Genomic DNA, 16,003 nt, shown 5'->3' with positions numbered 1-16,003 from the left:
GCTTGCCACCAGGTGAAGCAACCACTTGCGCCCACCGAAAGTCTGGGTGGATCGCGATTCCCCCACACCCCCTTCTTGTAGGGCGCAAAGGGCTGCTTCATCAGAGATGAAAGCGCCACTAGCGCCCTCTCTGAAAGAGGGGGGCACAGGAATGGCCCGCCCCCGGAGGGGCGGGCCATTCCTGTGTGCGAGAGACTACTGCAGGTCGAAGCGGTCGAGGTTTGCGACCTTGACCCATGCCGCGACGAAGTCCTGCACGAACTTCTCCTTGGCGTCATCGCTCGCGTAGACCTCGGCGAGGGCGCGCAGCTCGGAGTTCGAGCCGAACACCAGGTCGGCGCGGGTGCCGGTCCAGGTCTGCTCGCCGGTGGCGTCGTTCGTGGCCTGGAACGCCCGCGATTCGCTGTCGAGCGGCTTCCACGTGGTGTTCAGGTCGAGCAGGTTCACGAAGAAGTCGTTCGTGAGCTGCCCTGGGTTCTCGGTGAGCACGCCGTGCTCCGAGCCGTCCCAGTTCGCACCCAGCACGCGCAGACCGCCCACGAGCACCGTCATCTCGGGGGCCGAGAGGGTGAGGAGGTTGGCGCGATCCACCAGCAAGTGCTCGGCTGGCAGGCCCAAGCCGCGCTCGCTCTCGTAGTTGCGGAAGCCGTCTGCGGCGGGCTCGAGGAAGCCGAACGACTCGACATCGGTCTGCTCCTGCGAGGCGTCGGTGCGGCCCGGGGTGAACGGCACGTCGATGGCGACACCGGCAGCCTTCGCGGCCTGCTTCACGCCGGCGTTGCCCGCGATGATCACGAGATCTGCGAACGAGACCTGCTTGCCCGCCGCGGCCTGCGCGTTGAACTCGGCCTGAATGCCCTCGAGCACGCCGATGACGCGAGCAAGCTGCTCGGGGCGGTTGACCTCCCAGCTGCGCTGAGGCTCCAAGCGAATCCGCCCGCCGTTTGCGCCACCGCGCTTGTCGCTGCCGCGGAACGAGGCAGCCGATGCCCAGGCGGCGGAGACCAGCTCGGCAACCGAGAGGCCCGAATCGATGACCTTCTGCTCGAGCGCCGCGACATCGGCCGCGTCGATAAGCTCATAGTCGCGCGCCGGGATCGGATCCTGCCACAGCAGGTCTTCCGCCGGAACCTCGGGGCCCAGGTAGCGGGCCTTCGGGCCCAGGTCGCGGTGGGTGAGCTTGAACCAGGCGCGTGCATACGCGTCGGTGAAGGCCTCGTGATCGTCGCGGAACTTCAGCGAGATCTCGCGGTAGATCGGATCCTCGCGCAGCGACACGTCGGTGGTGAGCATGCGCGGTTCGCGACGGCTCTCGCCCTGCGCCATCGGCACCATGTCGGATCCGGCACCATCCTTCGGCCGCCAGTGGAAGTGGCCGCCCTCGCCCGTGGTGAGTTCCCACTCGTACGCGAAGAGGATGTGGAAGAACTCGTTGTCCCAGCGCGTCGGGTGGTAGGTCCAGGTGACCTCGAGGCCGCTGCCGATCGTGTCATTCCCGTTGCCGGAGCCGAAGTTGTTCTTCCAGCCCAGGCCCTGCTGCTCCATGGGAGAAGCCTCGGGGTCTGCGGCGACGTGGCCCTCCTCGGGCGCTGCGCCGTGGGTCTTGCCGAAGGTGTGGCCGCCGGCGATCAGCGCGACGGTCTCTTCGTCGTCCATCGCCATGCGTGCGAAGGTCTCGCGGATCTGGTGCGCCGCGAGCAGCGGGTCTGGGTTTGCCCGCGGGCCCTCGGGGTTGACGTAGATGAGGCCCATCATCGTCGCACCGAGCGGCTTCGCAAGCTCGCCACTCTCGTCGAGGCGGTCCTCGTCGCCGAGCCAGCTCTTCTCCGAGCCCCAGTACACGTCATCGTCGGGCTCCCACACGTCGGGGCGACCGCCGGCGAAACCGAAGGTCGGCATGCCCATCTCTTCGTGCGCAACGTTGCCCGCGAGGATCATCAGGTCACCCCACGAGAGGGACTTGCCGTACTTCTTCTTCACGGGCCACAGGAGGCGGCGGGCCTTGTCAAGGTTGACGTTGTCGGGCCAGCTGTTCAGCGGGGCGAAGCGCTGCTGGCCGGTTCCGCCACCACCGCGACCATCGAACACACGGTAGGTGCCGGCGCTGTGCCATGCCATGCGGATCATGAGGGGGCCGTAGTTGCCGAAGTCGGCTGGCCACCAGGGCTGCGAATCGGTGAGCACGCTCGCGATGTCGCGCTTCACTGCGGAAAGATCGAGGGCCTCAAACGCGGCCTTGTAGTCGAAGTCGCCGCCGAGGGGGTTCGCCACCTCGGGGTTCTTCGCAAGGATCTTCAGGTTGAGGCGGGTGGGCCACCACTCCTTGTTGCCGGTGCCGGGCCCGGTGCCCTTTGCCTTGCCGCTCGGGAAGGGCTGATCCTTCGGGTTTGCGCCACCAGCGGCGTGGGCGCCACCGCTGTGATCGACGGGGCACTTGTCCATATCAGACATGCTGATCCTTTCGTTGGGGGTGAGTAGGTGAAGTAGAGGGGCTTGCGTCGCACGCAGCGCAGATACCGCGGAACGTGACTGAGGCCTCGAGCACTCGCATACCGTGCGCGTCATGCGGCGTGAGGCACGGAGCTTCGCCGACGACACAGTCGACGTCTTCGATGCGGTGGCACACGATGCACTGCACGTGGTGATGATTGTCTGCCGTGCGTGTTTCATACAGTGCGCTGCCCGAATCGGGCGTGTCGATGCGATGCAGAATGCCGTGCATGGTCAAGTCGTGCGTGATGTTATGCACGGATTGGGTCGACATTGAGGGCAAATCGTGCGCAAGCGCGGTGTGGATCTGCGCGACGCTCGAGTGGGGGTGAGCCTCAATGTGCGCGAGTGCCGCGAGGCGGCCGGAGGTCACGCGCAGCCCTGCCTCGCGCAGGAGTTCGCTCCAGCGCTCGGGGGAGGTGGTCTCGAGGGGGTGCATCGCTGTCATTCTACTCTATTTTGAGTGGATCAAATCTAAAAGTTTGCGAAGCTGACACGCGTGGTTCACTGGTGACGGTGCGGTCCGGCGCGTCGGTGCCCCTCGGGTTCGAGCTGCAGGGTCGAGTGATCCACCCCGAAATGTTCGCGCAAGCACGCCTTCGCCTCGTCGAGCACCGCGTGCACCTGCTGATCGTCCCAGGTGTCGCCATACAATGTGACGTGCGCGGAGAGGGCGAGCACGCCGCTCGTAATGGTCCAGGCGTGGAGGTCGTGCACCTCGACCACGCCGGGAATGGCGCACAGGTGGGTGCGGATCTGCTCGGTGTCGACTCCGCGCGGAGTGGCCTCGAGGAGCACCTCAACGACGTCGCGCAGGAGGCTGAGTGCGCGCGGCAAGATCAGGACCGCGATCAGCATCGACGCGGCCTGATCGGCCCACATCCATCCCGTACCCCAGATGATCAGGGCGGCCACGATCACCGCGACCGACCCCAGCAGGTCGCCCAGCACCTCGAGATATGCGCCGCGCACGTTGAGGTTCTGCCGCTGTCCCTTCCTCAGGATGAGGAGCGACACGAGGTTCGCGACCGCCCCAATGACCGCGGCGATGAGCATGATGCCGGGATCCACCTCGACCCGCTCACCGATGCGGCGGATGGCCTCGATGAGCACCACCACCGACACGACGCACAGGATTAGGCCGTTGACGAGCGCCGCAAGTACCTCGACGCGCAGATAGCCGAAGGTGCGGGCGGCGGTGGCGGGCAACGCTGCAAGATAGCTCGCACCGAGCGCGATCGCCACGCCCGCGGAGTCGGTGAGCATGTGCGCCGCGTCGGCGAGCAGCGACAGCGACCCGGAGAGCAGGGAGCCAATCACCTGCACCGCCACCACCGTGAGCGTGACCACGAGCACGATCACAAATCGGCGCCGGTGGAACTCGCTCGCGGTGGAAATGGGAAGCGCGTGCGCGGCTCCGTGCGTATGCCCGCGGTGCCGGGGTGGATGCTCGGGTGGATCCGGGTGGTCAGCGCTAAAGCCGGGCGCGCATGCGTTCGAGGCGTCGGGGCGCTCTCTTGCCCCGTCCTCGTTGCCGGTCACATCGGCCAACTCAGGAACTCGCCGTTGGCTCGCTGGAGGCACTCCGGAAGCGCCGCAGCAGCAGGCTGTTGCCCACCACGAACACGCTCGAGAACGCCATCGCGGCCCCGGCGATCATCGGGTTCAACAGGCCCAGGGCAGCAAGCGGAATCGCCGCGACGTTGTAAGCAAACGCCCAAAACAGATTGCCCTTGATCGTACCGAGGGTTCGGCGCGAGAGGCGGATCGCGTCGCTCGCGCTCCGCAGATCCCCACGCACCAGGGTGATGTCGGCGGCCTCGATGGCCGCGTCGGTGCCGGTACCCATCGCCATGCCAAGATCAGCCTGAGCGAGCGCCGCCGCGTCGTTCACCCCGTCGCCGACCATCGCAACCACGCGGCCCTCAGCCTGGAGTGCCTTGATCACGTCGACCTTGTCGCCGGGCAGCACCTCCGCGGTGACCCGTGAGATCCCGACTTCGCTGGCGATCTGCTCGGCCACCGCGCGATTGTCGCCGGTGAGCAGCATCGGTTCCAGCCCCAACGCCTGAAACTGGCGGATCGCCTCAGCACTCGAGGGCTTCACGGTGTCGGCAACCGCGACCACTCCGCGCATCCGCCCGTCCCAGGCGGCGATGACGGCGGTCTTGCCCTCCCGCTCGAGGCGCTCCTTTTCCGCCAGAAGCTCGGGGTCTGCCGGGATCGCCCACTCGGTGAGGAGCGACGCGCGGCCGACGAGCACCGCGATGCCCTCGATGACGCCCGTGACTCCCGTGCCTGCGACGTTGCGGAACGATTCAACGGGGGGCAGATCCACCGGGGAAATCTGCAACTCTTTGGCGGCGTCACGCGCGATCGCCTGCGCAATGGGGTGCTCGGAGGCGAGCTCGAGCGCGCCCACCAGACGAAGCAGTTCGGCGCGATCCACACCCGTCGCGGGCACCACATCGGTGAGGGTCATCTTGCCGCTCGTGACGGTTCCGGTCTTGTCGAGCACGATCGTGTCGACGCGTCTGGTCGATTCGAGTACTTCGGGGCCCTTGATGAGGATGCCGAGCTGTGCGCCTCGGCCCGTGCCAACGAGAAGCGCGGTCGGGGTCGCGAGGCCCAGGGCGCACGGGCAGGCGATGATGAGCACCGCGACCGCTGCGGTGAACGCGCTCGCCGCGGGGTTGCCGAGTAGCAGCCAGACGACGAGGGTGACGATCGCGAGGCCGATGACGATGGGCACGAAGACGCCCGAAATGCGGTCGGCGAGGCGTTGCACCTCGGCCTTCCCCGACTGTGCGTCTTCGACGAGCTTCGCCATCTGCGCGAGCTGGGTGTCGCTGCCGACGCGTGTCGCCCGCACGACGATGCGGCCGCTGGTGCTGACGGTGCCGCCCGCGACCGCGTCGCCGGGTGCCGCCTCGACGGGCACCGACTCGCCCGTGAGCATCGAGGCGTCGATCGCCGTGTGCCCCTCGGCGATCACGCCGTCGGTGGCGATTTTCTCGCCGGGGCGCGCAACGAAGTAGTCGCCCACACTGAGCGCCTCAATCGGAACGCGAACCCCGGTGGCGGGGAATGCGAGGCCTGAGCCGTCGGTGGGTTCGTTGGCGGCGGATCCGGCTGCGCCTGCGACGCTCTCTGCCGGAGCCGAGCTCGGCCGCACCACCTCCACGTCCTTCGCACCCAACTCGAGCAAGGCGCGGAGGGCCGCACCCGCAGTGCGCTTCGAGCGCTTCTCAAAGTAGCGCCCGGCGAGCAGGAACGTGGTGACCCCGGCGGCGACCTCGAGATAGATGTTGCCCGCTCCGTCGCTTGGCTGCACGGTCAGCTCGAAGGCATGCGTCATGCCGGGCATGCCCGCGTGCCCGAAGAACAGGGCGTACAGCGACCAGAGGAAGGCGGCGCTTACCCCGACGGAGACGAGGGTATCCATGGTGGTGGCACCGTGCCGGAGGTTGATCCACGCGGCCCGATGGAACGGCCAGGCCGCCCACACGACCACCGGCGCGGTCAGGGTGAGCATCGCCCACTGCCAATAGGTGAACTGCAGCGCCGGGATCATTGAGATCAGGATCACCGGTACCGACAGCCAGATTGAGCCGATGAGCCGCTGCCGGAGGGAGGTGAGCTCGGGGTCTGGGGGGTCTTGGGGTGCGCGGGGGTCACCCTCCTCGTAAGTTGACAGTAGATGTTCTTTACCAGCGTTGTTTGGGACATCTACTGTCACATTGCGGTGCGCAGTTGCCTTCGGCTTGGGCAGCTGGGCGGTGTAGCCGGTCTTCTCGACCTCGGCGATGAGGAGCTGCGGGTCGAAGCCCGTGGGCACCTGAACGCGCGCTTTCTCGGTCGCGTAGTTCACCGCGGCCTCGACGCCGTCAAGTTTGTTCAGCTTCTTTTCAATACGCAGCGCGCACGAGGCGCAGGTCATTCCGCCGATCTCGAGTTCGACGCTCTTGGCCGGGGTCGGGGTCGGGGTCGGGGTCGGTGCCGGGGTCGGTGCGGGTGCGGGTGCGGGTGCCACGGTGGGCCTTCGATCTCTGGGTGCGGGTGGTGTGGGGCTGGGGCGTTACTGGTCGGGTGGACGGTTTCGCGAGCTTCGACTGCCGCCAAGGTCGCGAAGTTGTCCACTGCGTGCAGGGCTGCAGGGCTGCAGGGCAGCGGGGTGGATCAGGCTCGCTCGGCGGCGTACCCGGCCTCGTCAACCGCGGCGAGCACCGCGGCATCATCGACGGGCGCGTCGCTCGTAACGGCTAGGTGGCCGGTCGTGGCGTCGACCTCGATGCTCGTCACGCCCTCAATCTGACCCACCTCCTCGCGGATCGCCCGCTCGCAGTGGCCGCAGGTCATCCCGGTGACGGTGTATTCGGTGGTGGTCATGTAGTGCTCCATTCGGTTGTTCAAGCGCGTCGTCGTGTGCCCCGCGGCAGCGATCTCGTGTTCGGTGCATCCAGTCTCTCTCGGATGAGAGAGGATCCACATACCCACCTGGGGGAACTATCGGCTGAAACGCCAAACTGTTGAACCATATTCCCTCCCTCGAGACCGCACACCCCCAGTAGGCTCCTGCGTATGGAAGCGCGGATTGGGAATGAGATCGACGCGATCGACGCGCTTGAGGCTGCGATCGCCAGATTCACCGGACTGCTCTCACAGGCGAGCGGAGAAGAAGAGGTTCCGACCTGTCCGGGTTGGAACGTGCGCGATCTCGTTATTCACCTGGGCACAATTCATCGTTGGGCCGCAGCGATAGTGCTCAGCGGTCAGATGGCACGTAAGCCCCGCCCAATCGTTCGTGGGGGACTCGCGCACTGGTATTCGGGCACCAGTTCAGCGCTCGTTGCCGCGCTGAAAGCGGTCGAGCCAGACGAACCTGTTCCAAATTTCGGCACGCTGGATGAGACCGCGGCTTTTTGGGTGCGCCGACAGCTGCACGAAGTGATTGTGCACACCTGTGATCTCGCGAGGGCGCGTGGCATGGCCGAACCGGAGTTACCTGCTGAGCTCGCGGCCGATGGCATCGATGAGCTGCTGACGGTCTTCTTTCGGCGATTGGTGGCGAACGGGTCACCGCCTGATGTGCGCGAGAATATCCGCATCACTGCAACAGATATCGGAACCACTTGGGTTGTGGGCCCAGGCGAGATACCCGAGTTGCTCCCCACGGGTAGCGCGGTAGACGCGACGATTGAGGGCACTGCTCAAGATCTCTACTTCGCCCTGTGGGGGCGCACCCCCATTGACAGGCTTGACATTCAGGGTGAGGCCGCTAAGGCGCTTCTCGACGGTCCGACCAGCCTCTAGCTCCGCGCCCCCCGAACCAGCCCACCACCCACCCCGCAACCGGTCAGCGCTGCGGTACGGTCGAAGGATGGAAAACGCCTCGCTGCGCATCGCCTTCGTGGTGCTGCACACCTCGCCGCTCGACGAGCCCGGCACCAAAGACGCGGGTGGCATGAACGTCGTGATTCGCGCGCAGGCTGCTGAGCTGGCGCGCCTCGGGCACCAGGTGCGGATTGTCACGCGTCGCAGCTCGCCCGAGCTACCCGCGGAGGTCGCTCTTGCTCCCGGCCTCACGGTGCATCACCTCGATGTGGGGCCCGCGCGCCTGCTCGCAAAGGGGGAGCACGAGGTGCTGATTGCCCCATTTGGCGACGCGCTGGCTGCACACCTGGTGGATCACCCGGCCGACCTCCTCCACGCCGAACACTGGTATTCAGGCCTGGCGGCCCTGCCGGTCGCGCGATCCACTGGTGTGCCATTGGTGCAGAGCTACCACAGCATCGCGGCGCCCGAGGCGACCCCGCTGACCGAGGGGGAACGGCCCGAGGCGCCCGGCAGGCTCGCCGGCGAGCAGCTGTTGGCACGCGAGGCGGACCTGGTCGTGACCGTGAGCCTGGCCGAGCGGGCGACCGTGCTCGGGCGACTGGGTGGTGATCCCGGGCGGGTGCGGGTGGTCGAACCCGGTGTTGACACCGAGGTGTTTCGACCCTGCACCGATCGCGAGCGCGCAGAGGGCAGCGAGTGGATCACGCACGGCGGCCTGCCCGAGGTGCTCGTCGCGGGCAGATTGCACCCGCTGAAGGGGTTCGACTTGGCCATCGCGGCCGTGGCGGCAATCGCGCCCGAGCGGCGGCCCTCGCTGCGTATCGTTGGCGCGCCCCCGCCCGATGGCGATGCCTACGTGCGATTGCTGCACCAGGCCGTGGCGGACGCGGGGATGCTCGCCACGACCTCCTTCGACGGGGCGCTGCACCGCGGCGTACTTGCCGAGCGGCTGCGGCACGCGACCCTGGTGCTGATTCCCTCGCATTCTGAGACGTTTGGGCTGGTGGCGCTTGAGGCCGCAGCCTCGGGGGTACCCGTGCTCGCGCGCGCGGCCGGCGGGCTGCGTGAGGCCGTGCTCGATGGTGAAACCGGGCTGCTCGTCGACAGCGACGAGCCGCGCGTGTGGGCGGCTGAGATCGACGCGCTGCTTCGCGACCACGATCGCATTGATCGGCTGGGCCGCGCCGCACGCGCGAGCGCCCTCACTCGCTCCTGGCGTGCGTCGACTGAAGCCCTCCTTGGTGCCTATCGCGAGGTAGCACTCCCCAGGTAATCTGGAAGCATGTCCGCGCCCGTTGTCACGCCAGAGACGCTCGCCCTCCGCGAGCTCCTTGACGCGCGTCGCGAAGAGTTTGAGGCGCTTCTACAGAAGTACGTGGCGACGAACCCGAGGCTTTTTGGCTCGATTGCTCGCGGTACGGCGAAGACAGGCAGCGACATCGATATCCTCGTTGAGATGGACCCAGCGGATGGGAATCTGCTCATGCGAGCCTCCGGACTCATGGAGGAGACCAGAACTCTCTTTGGACGGGGCGACATCGACATCTTCCCGGTGCAGTTGCTGAAGCAACCAATCGCAGAATCGGCACTCGCCCATGCGGTCGCGCTGTGAGCCGGAGCATCGATGAGCGTGTCGCAGACATCTTGCAGTCGATCGACCGTTGCCAGCGATACTTAGACGCGCTCGAAAGTGGTGACACAGACTTGGTCGACATGGCGGAAGATGCCGTCGAACGAAACCTGCAGATCATTGGGGAAGCTGCGAACCATCTCCCGCCTGAGATCACCGTTGCCCACCCGGAAATCGCCTGGCCACAGATTCGCGGTTTTCGCAACATACTTGTACATCACTACTTTGGCGTCGACGTCGCAACGGGTCGCGATGTAATTCAGATCCACCTGCCAGCACTCGCGACTGCGCTCCGCGGCCACATTCGACACGACTGAGTTTCAGGCGCATGAGAGCCCCGGCCAGCCTCGGGGCTCAGTAATTGCCGGTCAGTCTGTAGACGTGAACTTTCCACCTACTGTCGGAAATTGGGACAGTGCGGGCGGCCCGAACGACGCGGAACACGGGTAATTTTGAGACCACGCGACAGGGGTGTCGACACGAGGTGGGTCGGACCCCGGCAGGGAAGAGGCTCACAGACATGAACGAACGACTCCTCGTGACCGGAGGCGCCGCCGGAATCGGCAAGGCCATCGCTGAGCGGGGGGTGGGTGCAGGCTGGGATGTCATCGTGATCGATCAGTCCCCGGCCTCTGTCGGTCGGTCGATCATCGGGAACCTCGCAGACGTTGCGAGCACGGCGGCAGCGCTCGATGAGGCGCTCAGCGGCGGCCCCATCACCCGCGTGGTCAATAACGTCGGCGCGGTCTTTCCGGCCGCGGTCGAAGACCAGACGCTCGAGCACATGAGTGCGTCGTTTGATCTGAACTTGCGTTCCGCGGTACAGGTGACCCAGGCCCTGTTGCCCGGGATGAAGGAAAGCTCATTCGGGCGGATTGTGAACATGACCTCGCGGGCAGCGCTCGGCAAAGAACATCGCACCGCCTACGCCGCGGCGAAGGCAGGCTTGATCGGGATGACCCGGGTCTGGGCACTGGAACTGGCCCGCGACGGCATCACTGTGAATGCGGTTGGCCCTGGCCCGATCGCCACTGACCTGTTCTTGAAAGCCAACCCTCCCGGTTCGCCCCGCACTCGCGCCATCGTTGACGCGATACCCGTTGGACGCATGGGCGAACCGCAAGAGGTCGCCCGAGCCGCGGGCTTCTTCCTCGATGCAGATGCGGGGTTTGTGACCGGCCAGGTGCTCTATGCCTGTGGAGGATTGTCGGTTGGGGTCAATCCGGTGTAATCGTGCAGGCGAGGCCCCGCTGCCCCGCCTCGCTTCGCCCCGGCGCTCTTCCAACCCGCAATCGGGCAGTTGGCGTCGCCTGCAGCGATCAGAGGCGACACCTACTGGCCGATTGCGGGGGTTTAGCGCATCAGCTGTTCAGCGAGTTGCAACAGCTGCGCCTCGTTTCCGGGGCGACCGATGAGTTGTACCCCCATGGGCAACCCGGCGGCAGTCCAATGGGTCGGCGCGGTGACCGCGGGCAGCCCGGCTACGTTCACCATCGAGGTCTGCGGTGCCCACTGGCACTGCAGCCGGTAGTCGCCCTCTGGTCCGAGGGCGGTGAACGCGCCGAGCGCCGGCGGCAGGGTGGCGAGTGCCGGCGTGAGCACCACGTCGTAGCGTGCCCACTGTCGGGTCGCGCTCTCCGCAAACGAGCGGAGGCCCTCGACGGCGATGCCGAGCGCCTCGGGGGAGGTGCGGCGCGCGCGTTCGAGAAACATGCGCGCGAGGTCGCCGAGCAACTCCTCTCCGCCCGGCGCAAACTCGATGCGTCCGAGTCCCGCGGTCCAGACCGTCGTGAAGGCCTCTGGGTACTGCGGTTCGTAGTGGATCGCCGCTGCCTCGACGTGGTGACCCGCTGCCTCGAGCGCCGCGGCCCCGGCTGCGACGGCCGCATGTGCCTCGGGCGAGAAGCCGATCTCGACCCACTCCTCGAACGGCGAGGCGAGGCTCACTCCGATGCGCAGGCCGCGCAGGTCCTCCGCGCGGTTCACCGAGGCGAGGGTCGGCTCGCCGTGCCCTCCCAGAATCGCGTCGAAGAACAGCGCCGCGTCGCGTGCAGTGCGCGCGATCGGGCCGGACACGCCCATCGTCGGCGCCCCCGCGGGGTCTGTCGCGCCGCGGAAACGATCCGCCGGAATCGTGCCTCGGCTGGGTTTCAGTCCGACGAGGCCACAAGCCGCGGCGGGGATGCGAATCGATCCGCCCGCATCGCTGCCGATGGCCGCCGGAATGAGCCCAGCGGCGACAGCGGCGGCTGTGCCGCCGCTGGATCCACCCGCCGTCAGTGACGTGTCAAACGGGTTCGCGGCAGGCGCGGCCAACGAGTTTTCCGAGTACCCGGCGATGCCGAACTCGGGTACCTGGGTCTTGCCCAGCGTGATGGCACCGGCGGCGCGCACCGCCGCCGCGATCGGGTCATCGCTGTCGGCGAGCCGGTGCGGTACGGCGCGCGAACCGTGGGTGGTCCCGAAGCCGAGCACGTCAACCAGGTCTTTGTGGGCGGTCGGCAGGCCGGTGAGCGGCGGCAGGTCGCGGGGGTCGGCGGCGGCGTGCATCCGCGCATCCGCCCGGGCCGCGTCCGCGAGCGCGAGCTCTGCGTTTACGCTGACGAACGCACCAAGATCAGGCCGCTCGGCGATGCGCGCGAGCGCAGCCTCGGCGAGCTCCGTGGCGGTGACCTCTCGGCGGCGGAGCGCGTCACGCAGGTCGAGTGCGGTTGGTTCGGTGAGGGGCACGACTCCAGCGTAGGCTCAACAGCCGACTTCGCCGGTTCGCGGCCTGCCTGTGTGGCTCAGTCGAACCCCTTCAGCAGGTGTAGCCCGCCCGCGACGAGTACCTCGGACAGGCCGCCGTGCGCGATCCACTCGCTGCCTCTGCGCACGCGCGATCCACCTTGTTGCGAACTGTTCTCATTAGGGATAAAGTGAGACTCGTTCTCATTTAGACCGGCCGACGTGGCCACTGGAAAGGTTCCCCGTGAACACCGCAGATTCTCGCACCGCTCGCCCGACTCGCCGGGGCGCGCTCGCCGCCGTTTCCCTCGCCGCCGCGGCCGCGCTCGCCCTCACCGGTTGCACGAGCGGATCCGGTGACTCCGGCGCCGAAAACGAGACCGGCACCCTCCGCGTGGTGACCACCACCACGCAGCTCACCGATTTTGCAGGCCAGATCGGGGGAGACCACATCACACTCACCGGACTCCTCACGGCGGGCGCATCGGCGCACCATTTCGACCCCTCTCCGGCCGACCTGCTCGAGCTCGGGCGTGCCGACGTGCTCATTGTGAATGGGGTCGACCTCGAGACCTTCATTGACAGCGCAGTGGAATCGTCAGGGTTCGACGGCACGATCATCGTGGCGGGCGAGGGCGTCGACCTGCACGAGGCCGAGGAGATCACCGCCGAGGGTCTGGGCGGTGACCATGATCACGCGGCGGAGGAGCACCCCGCCGAGCCGGCCGAGGAGTCGCACGATGGTCACGATCACGGCGACATCAACCCACACCTCTGGACCTCACCGCAGTATGCTGCCGACATGGTGAATCAGATCGCTGAGGGCCTCGGGGCGGCCGATCCCGAGCGCGCCGAGCTCTTCACCGAGAACGCCGCCGCCTACACCGAGCGACTCGACGCACTCGATGAGTGGATTGCCGCACAGTTCGACCGCGTGTCCGAGGCGGATCGCGTGCTCGTGAGTGGCCACGACTCGCTGCGCTACTACCTGCACGACTACGACATTGCCTTCGCCGGCTCGATCCTGCCGTCGTTCGAAGACAACGCCGAGCCGAGCGCCGCGCAGATCGACGAACTCGTCGCAAGCATCAAGGAAAATGGGGTGAAGGCGGTCTTCGTCGAATCCTCGATGAGCCCGAAGCTCGCCCAGACCATCGCGCAGGAGGCCGGGGTCACCGTGGTCGATGGAGAATCGCTCTACGCTGATTCGCTCGGGGCACCCGGAAGCGGAGCCGAGACGTACATCGATGCTACGATTCACAACACCCGCGTGATCCTGGAAGCGTGGGGGGTGACTCCCGACGACCTGCCGTCGGAGCTGCAATGATCTCATCCCTGAGCACCCCCGTCACCCCCGCCGTCGCCCTGCGCGGAGCCGCCTTCGGCTACGCAGGGCGCACGCGCGTCTCTGACCTGACCCTCGACATTCCCAGTGGATCCGCCGTCGCGCTGATCGGGCCAAACGGCTCGGGCAAGTCGACGCTTCTGCGCGGCATCCTCGGCCTTGCCGAGCTCACCGCCGGTGAGATCGAGGTACTCGGTACCAACCCGGTGCGGGCACGCAGACACATCGGCACCCTCCCGCAGGCCGATAGCCGCGATGCCGAACTTCCAGTTACCCTCCGTCAGGTCGTGACCATGGGGCTGTACCGCAGCCTCGGCCCGATCCGCCCTGTCGGGCGCGCGGGCCGGGCGGCCGTCGACCACGCCCTCGAACGCGTCGCGCTTTCGGCCCTCGCCGGTCAGCGCTTCGGCGAGCTCTCAGGCGGGCAGCAGCAGCGCGGCATTCTGGCCCGGGCGCTGGCCTCCGATCCACAATTGTTGCTGCTTGACGAACCGTTTAATGGGCTGGATCGCGAAAACCGCGACACGCTGCTTGAACTGGTGCGCGAGTTGCGCGCCGAGGGGCGCACCGTGATCGTGTCGACGCACGACCTCGAGATCGCGCAGGAGGCGTGCACCCACGTGCTGCTGCTCGCCACCGGCCACAAACCCGGCCAGCCCGGGCACCCGGCCGCGTTCGGCCCGCTCGACGAGGCGCTCACGCTCGAGGCCGTGAAGCACGCGTTCCAAGACACCACGGTTGAGCTCGACCAGCACACCATCACCACCACCCGCGAGACGGAGTAGCCGTGGAGTTCGGCTTCATCGAGGCGTTCCAGCTGCCGTTCATGGCGCGTGGGCTCGCCACCGTGGTCGTGCTCTCGATCGCTGCCGGGGTGGTCGGCCTCGGGATCAGCCTGCGCGAGCTGGAGTTCGTGAGCGATGGCTTGGTGCACGCGGTGTTCCCGGGGCTCGTGGTGGGCGCCGCGATCGGCGGCACAGCCGGCCTGCTACCAGGCGCGGTGGTGGCGGCGCTCGCCGCAGCGGTGTTGTTTACCGTGCTCGAACGGCGCGGCGGGCTGGGCGCAGACGCATCGATCGCGGTGGTACTGACGGGCCTGTTCAGCCTCGGCGTGGTGCTGGTCTCGCGCCAGGAGGGGTACGTCTCGCAGCTGCAGGAGCTGCTCTTCGGGCGACTCCTCACGGTCACCGAGGCGCAGTTCTGGCAGACGGTGGTTGTCGCGATCGCAGCGGTCGCGGTGATGCTGCTGACGGCTCGGGCGCAGCTCTTCCGCGCGTTCGACCCGGCGGGCTTCGAGGCCGCAGGGTTTCGCACCCTTCGCACCGACCTCGCGCTGGGGGTTTCGGTCGCCCTCCTCGTCGTCGCCGGCGTGCAGGCACTCGGCGTGCTCATGGTGATCGCGCTGCTCACAGTGCCGATGGCTGCCGCACGGCTGCTGACTCCGCGCTTCGCGCTGCTCGTGCCGATCGCGATCCTGGTGCCCCTGGTCGCCGGCATCACCGGGCTGTGGCTATCGTTCACCTGGTCGGTCGACGTCGGCGCGACCGTGTCTCCCGGTGCCGTGGTCGTGCTGCTTCTCGTTGTGATCTACGGCCTGGCCGCGATGGCACGCTTCGCATTCGCCGGCGGATCGCGAGGCCGCGCATGAACTACTTCGCCCTCGCTGCACTCGAGATCACGCTGCTCGGCCTGCTCTCCGGCGTGGTCGGCACTCTAATTGTGCTGCGCCGCCGCTCGTTCTTCGCGGTGGCGCTCAGCCACGCGACTTTCCCCGGCGGCGTCGTCTTCGCCCTGGTCGGCTGGAATCTCCTGATCGGGCAGGCGCTGTTTGCTGGCCTGCTCGTGCTCATCATGACGCTCCTGGCGCGGATCCCGGGGCAGGGCAAACAGGTGGCGAGCGGGGTCGTGCTCTCCTTCGGTTTCGCGCTCGGCACGATGCTCGCGAGCCTCAACCCCGGGCTGGGGGTGCCGGTCGAGGCGCTGCTCGTCGGCTCTCCGCTCGCGGTGACCACCGCCGATGTCACGGCCACCGCGGTGGTGCTGGTGCTCGCGCTGCTCGTGATGCTCGTCGCAGGGCGCGGGGTGCTGCTGCACACCTTCGACCCGGTCGGGTTCGCCGCCGCGGGCTTCCGTTCGTGGCCAGTGGAGCTCGTGGTCACGGGTGTCGTGGCAGCCGGGGTCGTGGTTGCGATGCCAGCGGTCGGCGCGATTTTGGGGGTCGCGATCCTGATCGCTCCCGCCGCGACCGCCCGCATCCTCGCACCCAACCTGTGGCTTATTCCGCCGATCGCGGCGGTCATCGGCGTCGCTTCGGGTCTTGCCGGGCTCTGGGTGTCGCGCGAGTTCGACGTGGCCGCGGGCGGCGCGATCGGGCTTGTGACCACTGGCGTCTTCCTGCTCGCATTTGTGGCGCAGTGGATCGCGGCGCGTTCGCGCCGCACCCGTCGGTTCGCCGCGACCGAGGGAAGGTGAAG

The 16,003-nt window shown here is 67.4% G+C and carries 15 protein-coding genes; 9 read left to right on the top strand and 6 right to left on the bottom strand.

Going from position 1 to position 16,003, the window contains the following annotated elements:
• Positions 1 to 195: 195 nt before the first annotated feature.
• The 5 genes from katG to ACR0R4_RS00600 all read right to left on the bottom strand — a co-directional run bounded on the left by katG (position 196) and on the right by ACR0R4_RS00600 (position 6,879).
• Entirely contained in the window at positions 196 to 2,451 is a 2,256-nt protein-coding gene (gene katG, locus ACR0R4_RS00620; protein ID WP_433645385.1) for a catalase/peroxidase HPI, read from the bottom strand.
• Entirely contained in the window at positions 2,444 to 2,929 is a 486-nt protein-coding gene (locus ACR0R4_RS00615; protein WP_433645384.1) for a Fur family transcriptional regulator, read from the bottom strand. Before ACR0R4_RS00615 ends, katG begins: the two co-directional genes overlap by 8 nt.
• A gap of 65 nt (positions 2,930 to 2,994) precedes the next feature.
• Positions 2,995 to 4,032: a cation diffusion facilitator family transporter gene (locus tag ACR0R4_RS00610; RefSeq protein WP_433645635.1), complete on the bottom strand. Its 1,038-nt coding sequence runs from the start codon at positions 4,030 to 4,032 to the stop codon at positions 2,995 to 2,997.
• 10 nt (positions 4,033 to 4,042) lie between these two features.
• Positions 4,043 to 6,430, bottom strand: coding sequence for a heavy metal translocating P-type ATPase (locus ACR0R4_RS00605; RefSeq protein ID WP_433645634.1), 2,388 nt, complete (start codon positions 6,428 to 6,430; stop codon positions 4,043 to 4,045).
• Positions 6,431 to 6,669: 239 nt separating this feature from the next.
• Positions 6,670 to 6,879 (bottom strand): heavy-metal-associated domain-containing protein, encoded by a 210-nt coding sequence (locus ACR0R4_RS00600; protein WP_433645383.1) that lies wholly within the window; start codon positions 6,877 to 6,879, stop codon positions 6,670 to 6,672.
• 192 nt (positions 6,880 to 7,071) lie between these two features.
• On the opposite strand from ACR0R4_RS00600, the gene ACR0R4_RS00595 reads away from it, so the two are divergent.
• The 5 genes from ACR0R4_RS00595 (at position 7,072) to ACR0R4_RS00575 (ending at position 10,688) form a co-directional block, all read left to right on the top strand.
• Positions 7,072 to 7,803, top strand: a complete 732-nt coding sequence (locus ACR0R4_RS00595) for a maleylpyruvate isomerase family mycothiol-dependent enzyme (protein ID WP_433645382.1) — start codon at positions 7,072 to 7,074, stop codon at positions 7,801 to 7,803.
• Between the two features lie 67 nt (positions 7,804 to 7,870).
• The gene (locus ACR0R4_RS00590) at positions 7,871 to 9,100 is read left to right on the top strand and encodes a glycosyltransferase (RefSeq protein ID WP_433645381.1); all 1,230 of its coding nucleotides are present in this window, start codon (positions 7,871 to 7,873) and stop codon (positions 9,098 to 9,100) included.
• 9 nt (positions 9,101 to 9,109) lie between these two features.
• The gene (locus ACR0R4_RS00585) at positions 9,110 to 9,439 is read left to right on the top strand and encodes a nucleotidyltransferase family protein (RefSeq protein WP_433645380.1); all 330 of its coding nucleotides are present in this window, start codon (positions 9,110 to 9,112) and stop codon (positions 9,437 to 9,439) included.
• The gene (locus ACR0R4_RS00580; protein WP_433645379.1) at positions 9,436 to 9,774 is read left to right on the top strand and encodes a HepT-like ribonuclease domain-containing protein; all 339 of its coding nucleotides are present in this window, start codon (positions 9,436 to 9,438) and stop codon (positions 9,772 to 9,774) included. Before ACR0R4_RS00585 ends, ACR0R4_RS00580 begins: the two co-directional genes overlap by 4 nt.
• A gap of 203 nt (positions 9,775 to 9,977) precedes the next feature.
• Positions 9,978 to 10,688, top strand: coding sequence for an SDR family oxidoreductase (locus ACR0R4_RS00575; protein WP_433645378.1), 711 nt, complete (start codon positions 9,978 to 9,980; stop codon positions 10,686 to 10,688).
• A 122-nt stretch (positions 10,689 to 10,810) separates the two neighbouring features.
• Here the strand turns inward: ACR0R4_RS00575 and ACR0R4_RS00570 are convergent, their stop codons facing one another.
• The gene (locus tag ACR0R4_RS00570; protein ID WP_433645377.1) at positions 10,811 to 12,187 is read right to left on the bottom strand and encodes an amidase; all 1,377 of its coding nucleotides are present in this window, start codon (positions 12,185 to 12,187) and stop codon (positions 10,811 to 10,813) included.
• Positions 12,188 to 12,428: 241 nt separating this feature from the next.
• On the opposite strand from ACR0R4_RS00570, the gene ACR0R4_RS00565 reads away from it, so the two are divergent.
• The 4 genes from ACR0R4_RS00565 to ACR0R4_RS00550 are packed head-to-tail and all read left to right on the top strand — an operon-like array spanning position 12,429 to position 16,001.
• A complete protein-coding gene (locus ACR0R4_RS00565) occupies positions 12,429 to 13,511 on the top strand; it encodes a metal ABC transporter substrate-binding protein (protein WP_433645376.1) in 1,083 nt (360 codons plus the stop codon).
• Positions 13,508 to 14,314 carry a metal ABC transporter ATP-binding protein gene (locus ACR0R4_RS00560; RefSeq protein WP_433645375.1) on the top strand — a complete coding sequence of 269 codons (807 nt, stop codon included), beginning with the start codon at positions 13,508 to 13,510 and terminating at the stop codon, positions 14,312 to 14,314. Before ACR0R4_RS00565 ends, ACR0R4_RS00560 begins: the two co-directional genes overlap by 4 nt.
• 2 nt (positions 14,315 to 14,316) lie before the next feature.
• Complete coding sequence (locus tag ACR0R4_RS00555) at positions 14,317 to 15,177, top strand: metal ABC transporter permease (RefSeq protein ID WP_433645374.1); 861 nt, start codon at positions 14,317 to 14,319, stop codon at positions 15,175 to 15,177.
• A complete protein-coding gene (locus tag ACR0R4_RS00550; RefSeq protein ID WP_433645373.1) occupies positions 15,174 to 16,001 on the top strand; it encodes a metal ABC transporter permease in 828 nt (275 codons plus the stop codon). The genes ACR0R4_RS00555 and ACR0R4_RS00550 overlap by 4 nt, the downstream gene beginning before the upstream one ends.
• Positions 16,002 to 16,003: the final 2 nt, after the last annotated feature.

The sequence above is a fragment of the Leucobacter fengyongliangi genome (genome assembly GCF_050971685.1).
Taxonomy (GTDB): domain Bacteria; phylum Actinomycetota; class Actinomycetes; order Actinomycetales; family Microbacteriaceae; genus Leucobacter.
Note: the sequence above shows the minus strand (reverse complement) of the source record. Positions and strands in the feature narration are given on the sequence as shown.

What these genes read in the sequence shown, in the direction of transcription:
- katG (WP_433645385.1), bottom strand. Translation starts at nt 2,451, where the DNA reads ATGTCTGATATGGACAAGTGCCCCGTCGATCACAGCGGTGGCGCCCAC.
- ACR0R4_RS00615 (WP_433645384.1), bottom strand. Translation starts at nt 2,929, where the DNA reads ATGCACCCCCTCGAGACCACCTCCCCCGAGCGCTGGAGCGAACTCCTG.
- ACR0R4_RS00605 (WP_433645634.1), bottom strand. Translation starts at nt 6,430, where the DNA reads ATGACCTGCGCCTCGTGCGCGCTGCGTATTGAAAAGAAGCTGAACAAA.
- ACR0R4_RS00600 (WP_433645383.1), bottom strand. Translation starts at nt 6,879, where the DNA reads ATGACCACCACCGAATACACCGTCACCGGGATGACCTGCGGCCACTGC.
- ACR0R4_RS00595 (WP_433645382.1), top strand. Translation starts at nt 7,072, where the DNA reads ATGGAAGCGCGGATTGGGAATGAGATCGACGCGATCGACGCGCTTGAG.
- ACR0R4_RS00590 (WP_433645381.1), top strand. Translation starts at nt 7,871, where the DNA reads ATGGAAAACGCCTCGCTGCGCATCGCCTTCGTGGTGCTGCACACCTCG.
- ACR0R4_RS00585 (WP_433645380.1), top strand. Translation starts at nt 9,110, where the DNA reads ATGTCCGCGCCCGTTGTCACGCCAGAGACGCTCGCCCTCCGCGAGCTC.
- ACR0R4_RS00575 (WP_433645378.1), top strand. Translation starts at nt 9,978, where the DNA reads ATGAACGAACGACTCCTCGTGACCGGAGGCGCCGCCGGAATCGGCAAG.
- ACR0R4_RS00560 (WP_433645375.1), top strand. Translation starts at nt 13,508, where the DNA reads ATGATCTCATCCCTGAGCACCCCCGTCACCCCCGCCGTCGCCCTGCGC.
- ACR0R4_RS00550 (WP_433645373.1), top strand. Translation starts at nt 15,174, where the DNA reads ATGAACTACTTCGCCCTCGCTGCACTCGAGATCACGCTGCTCGGCCTG.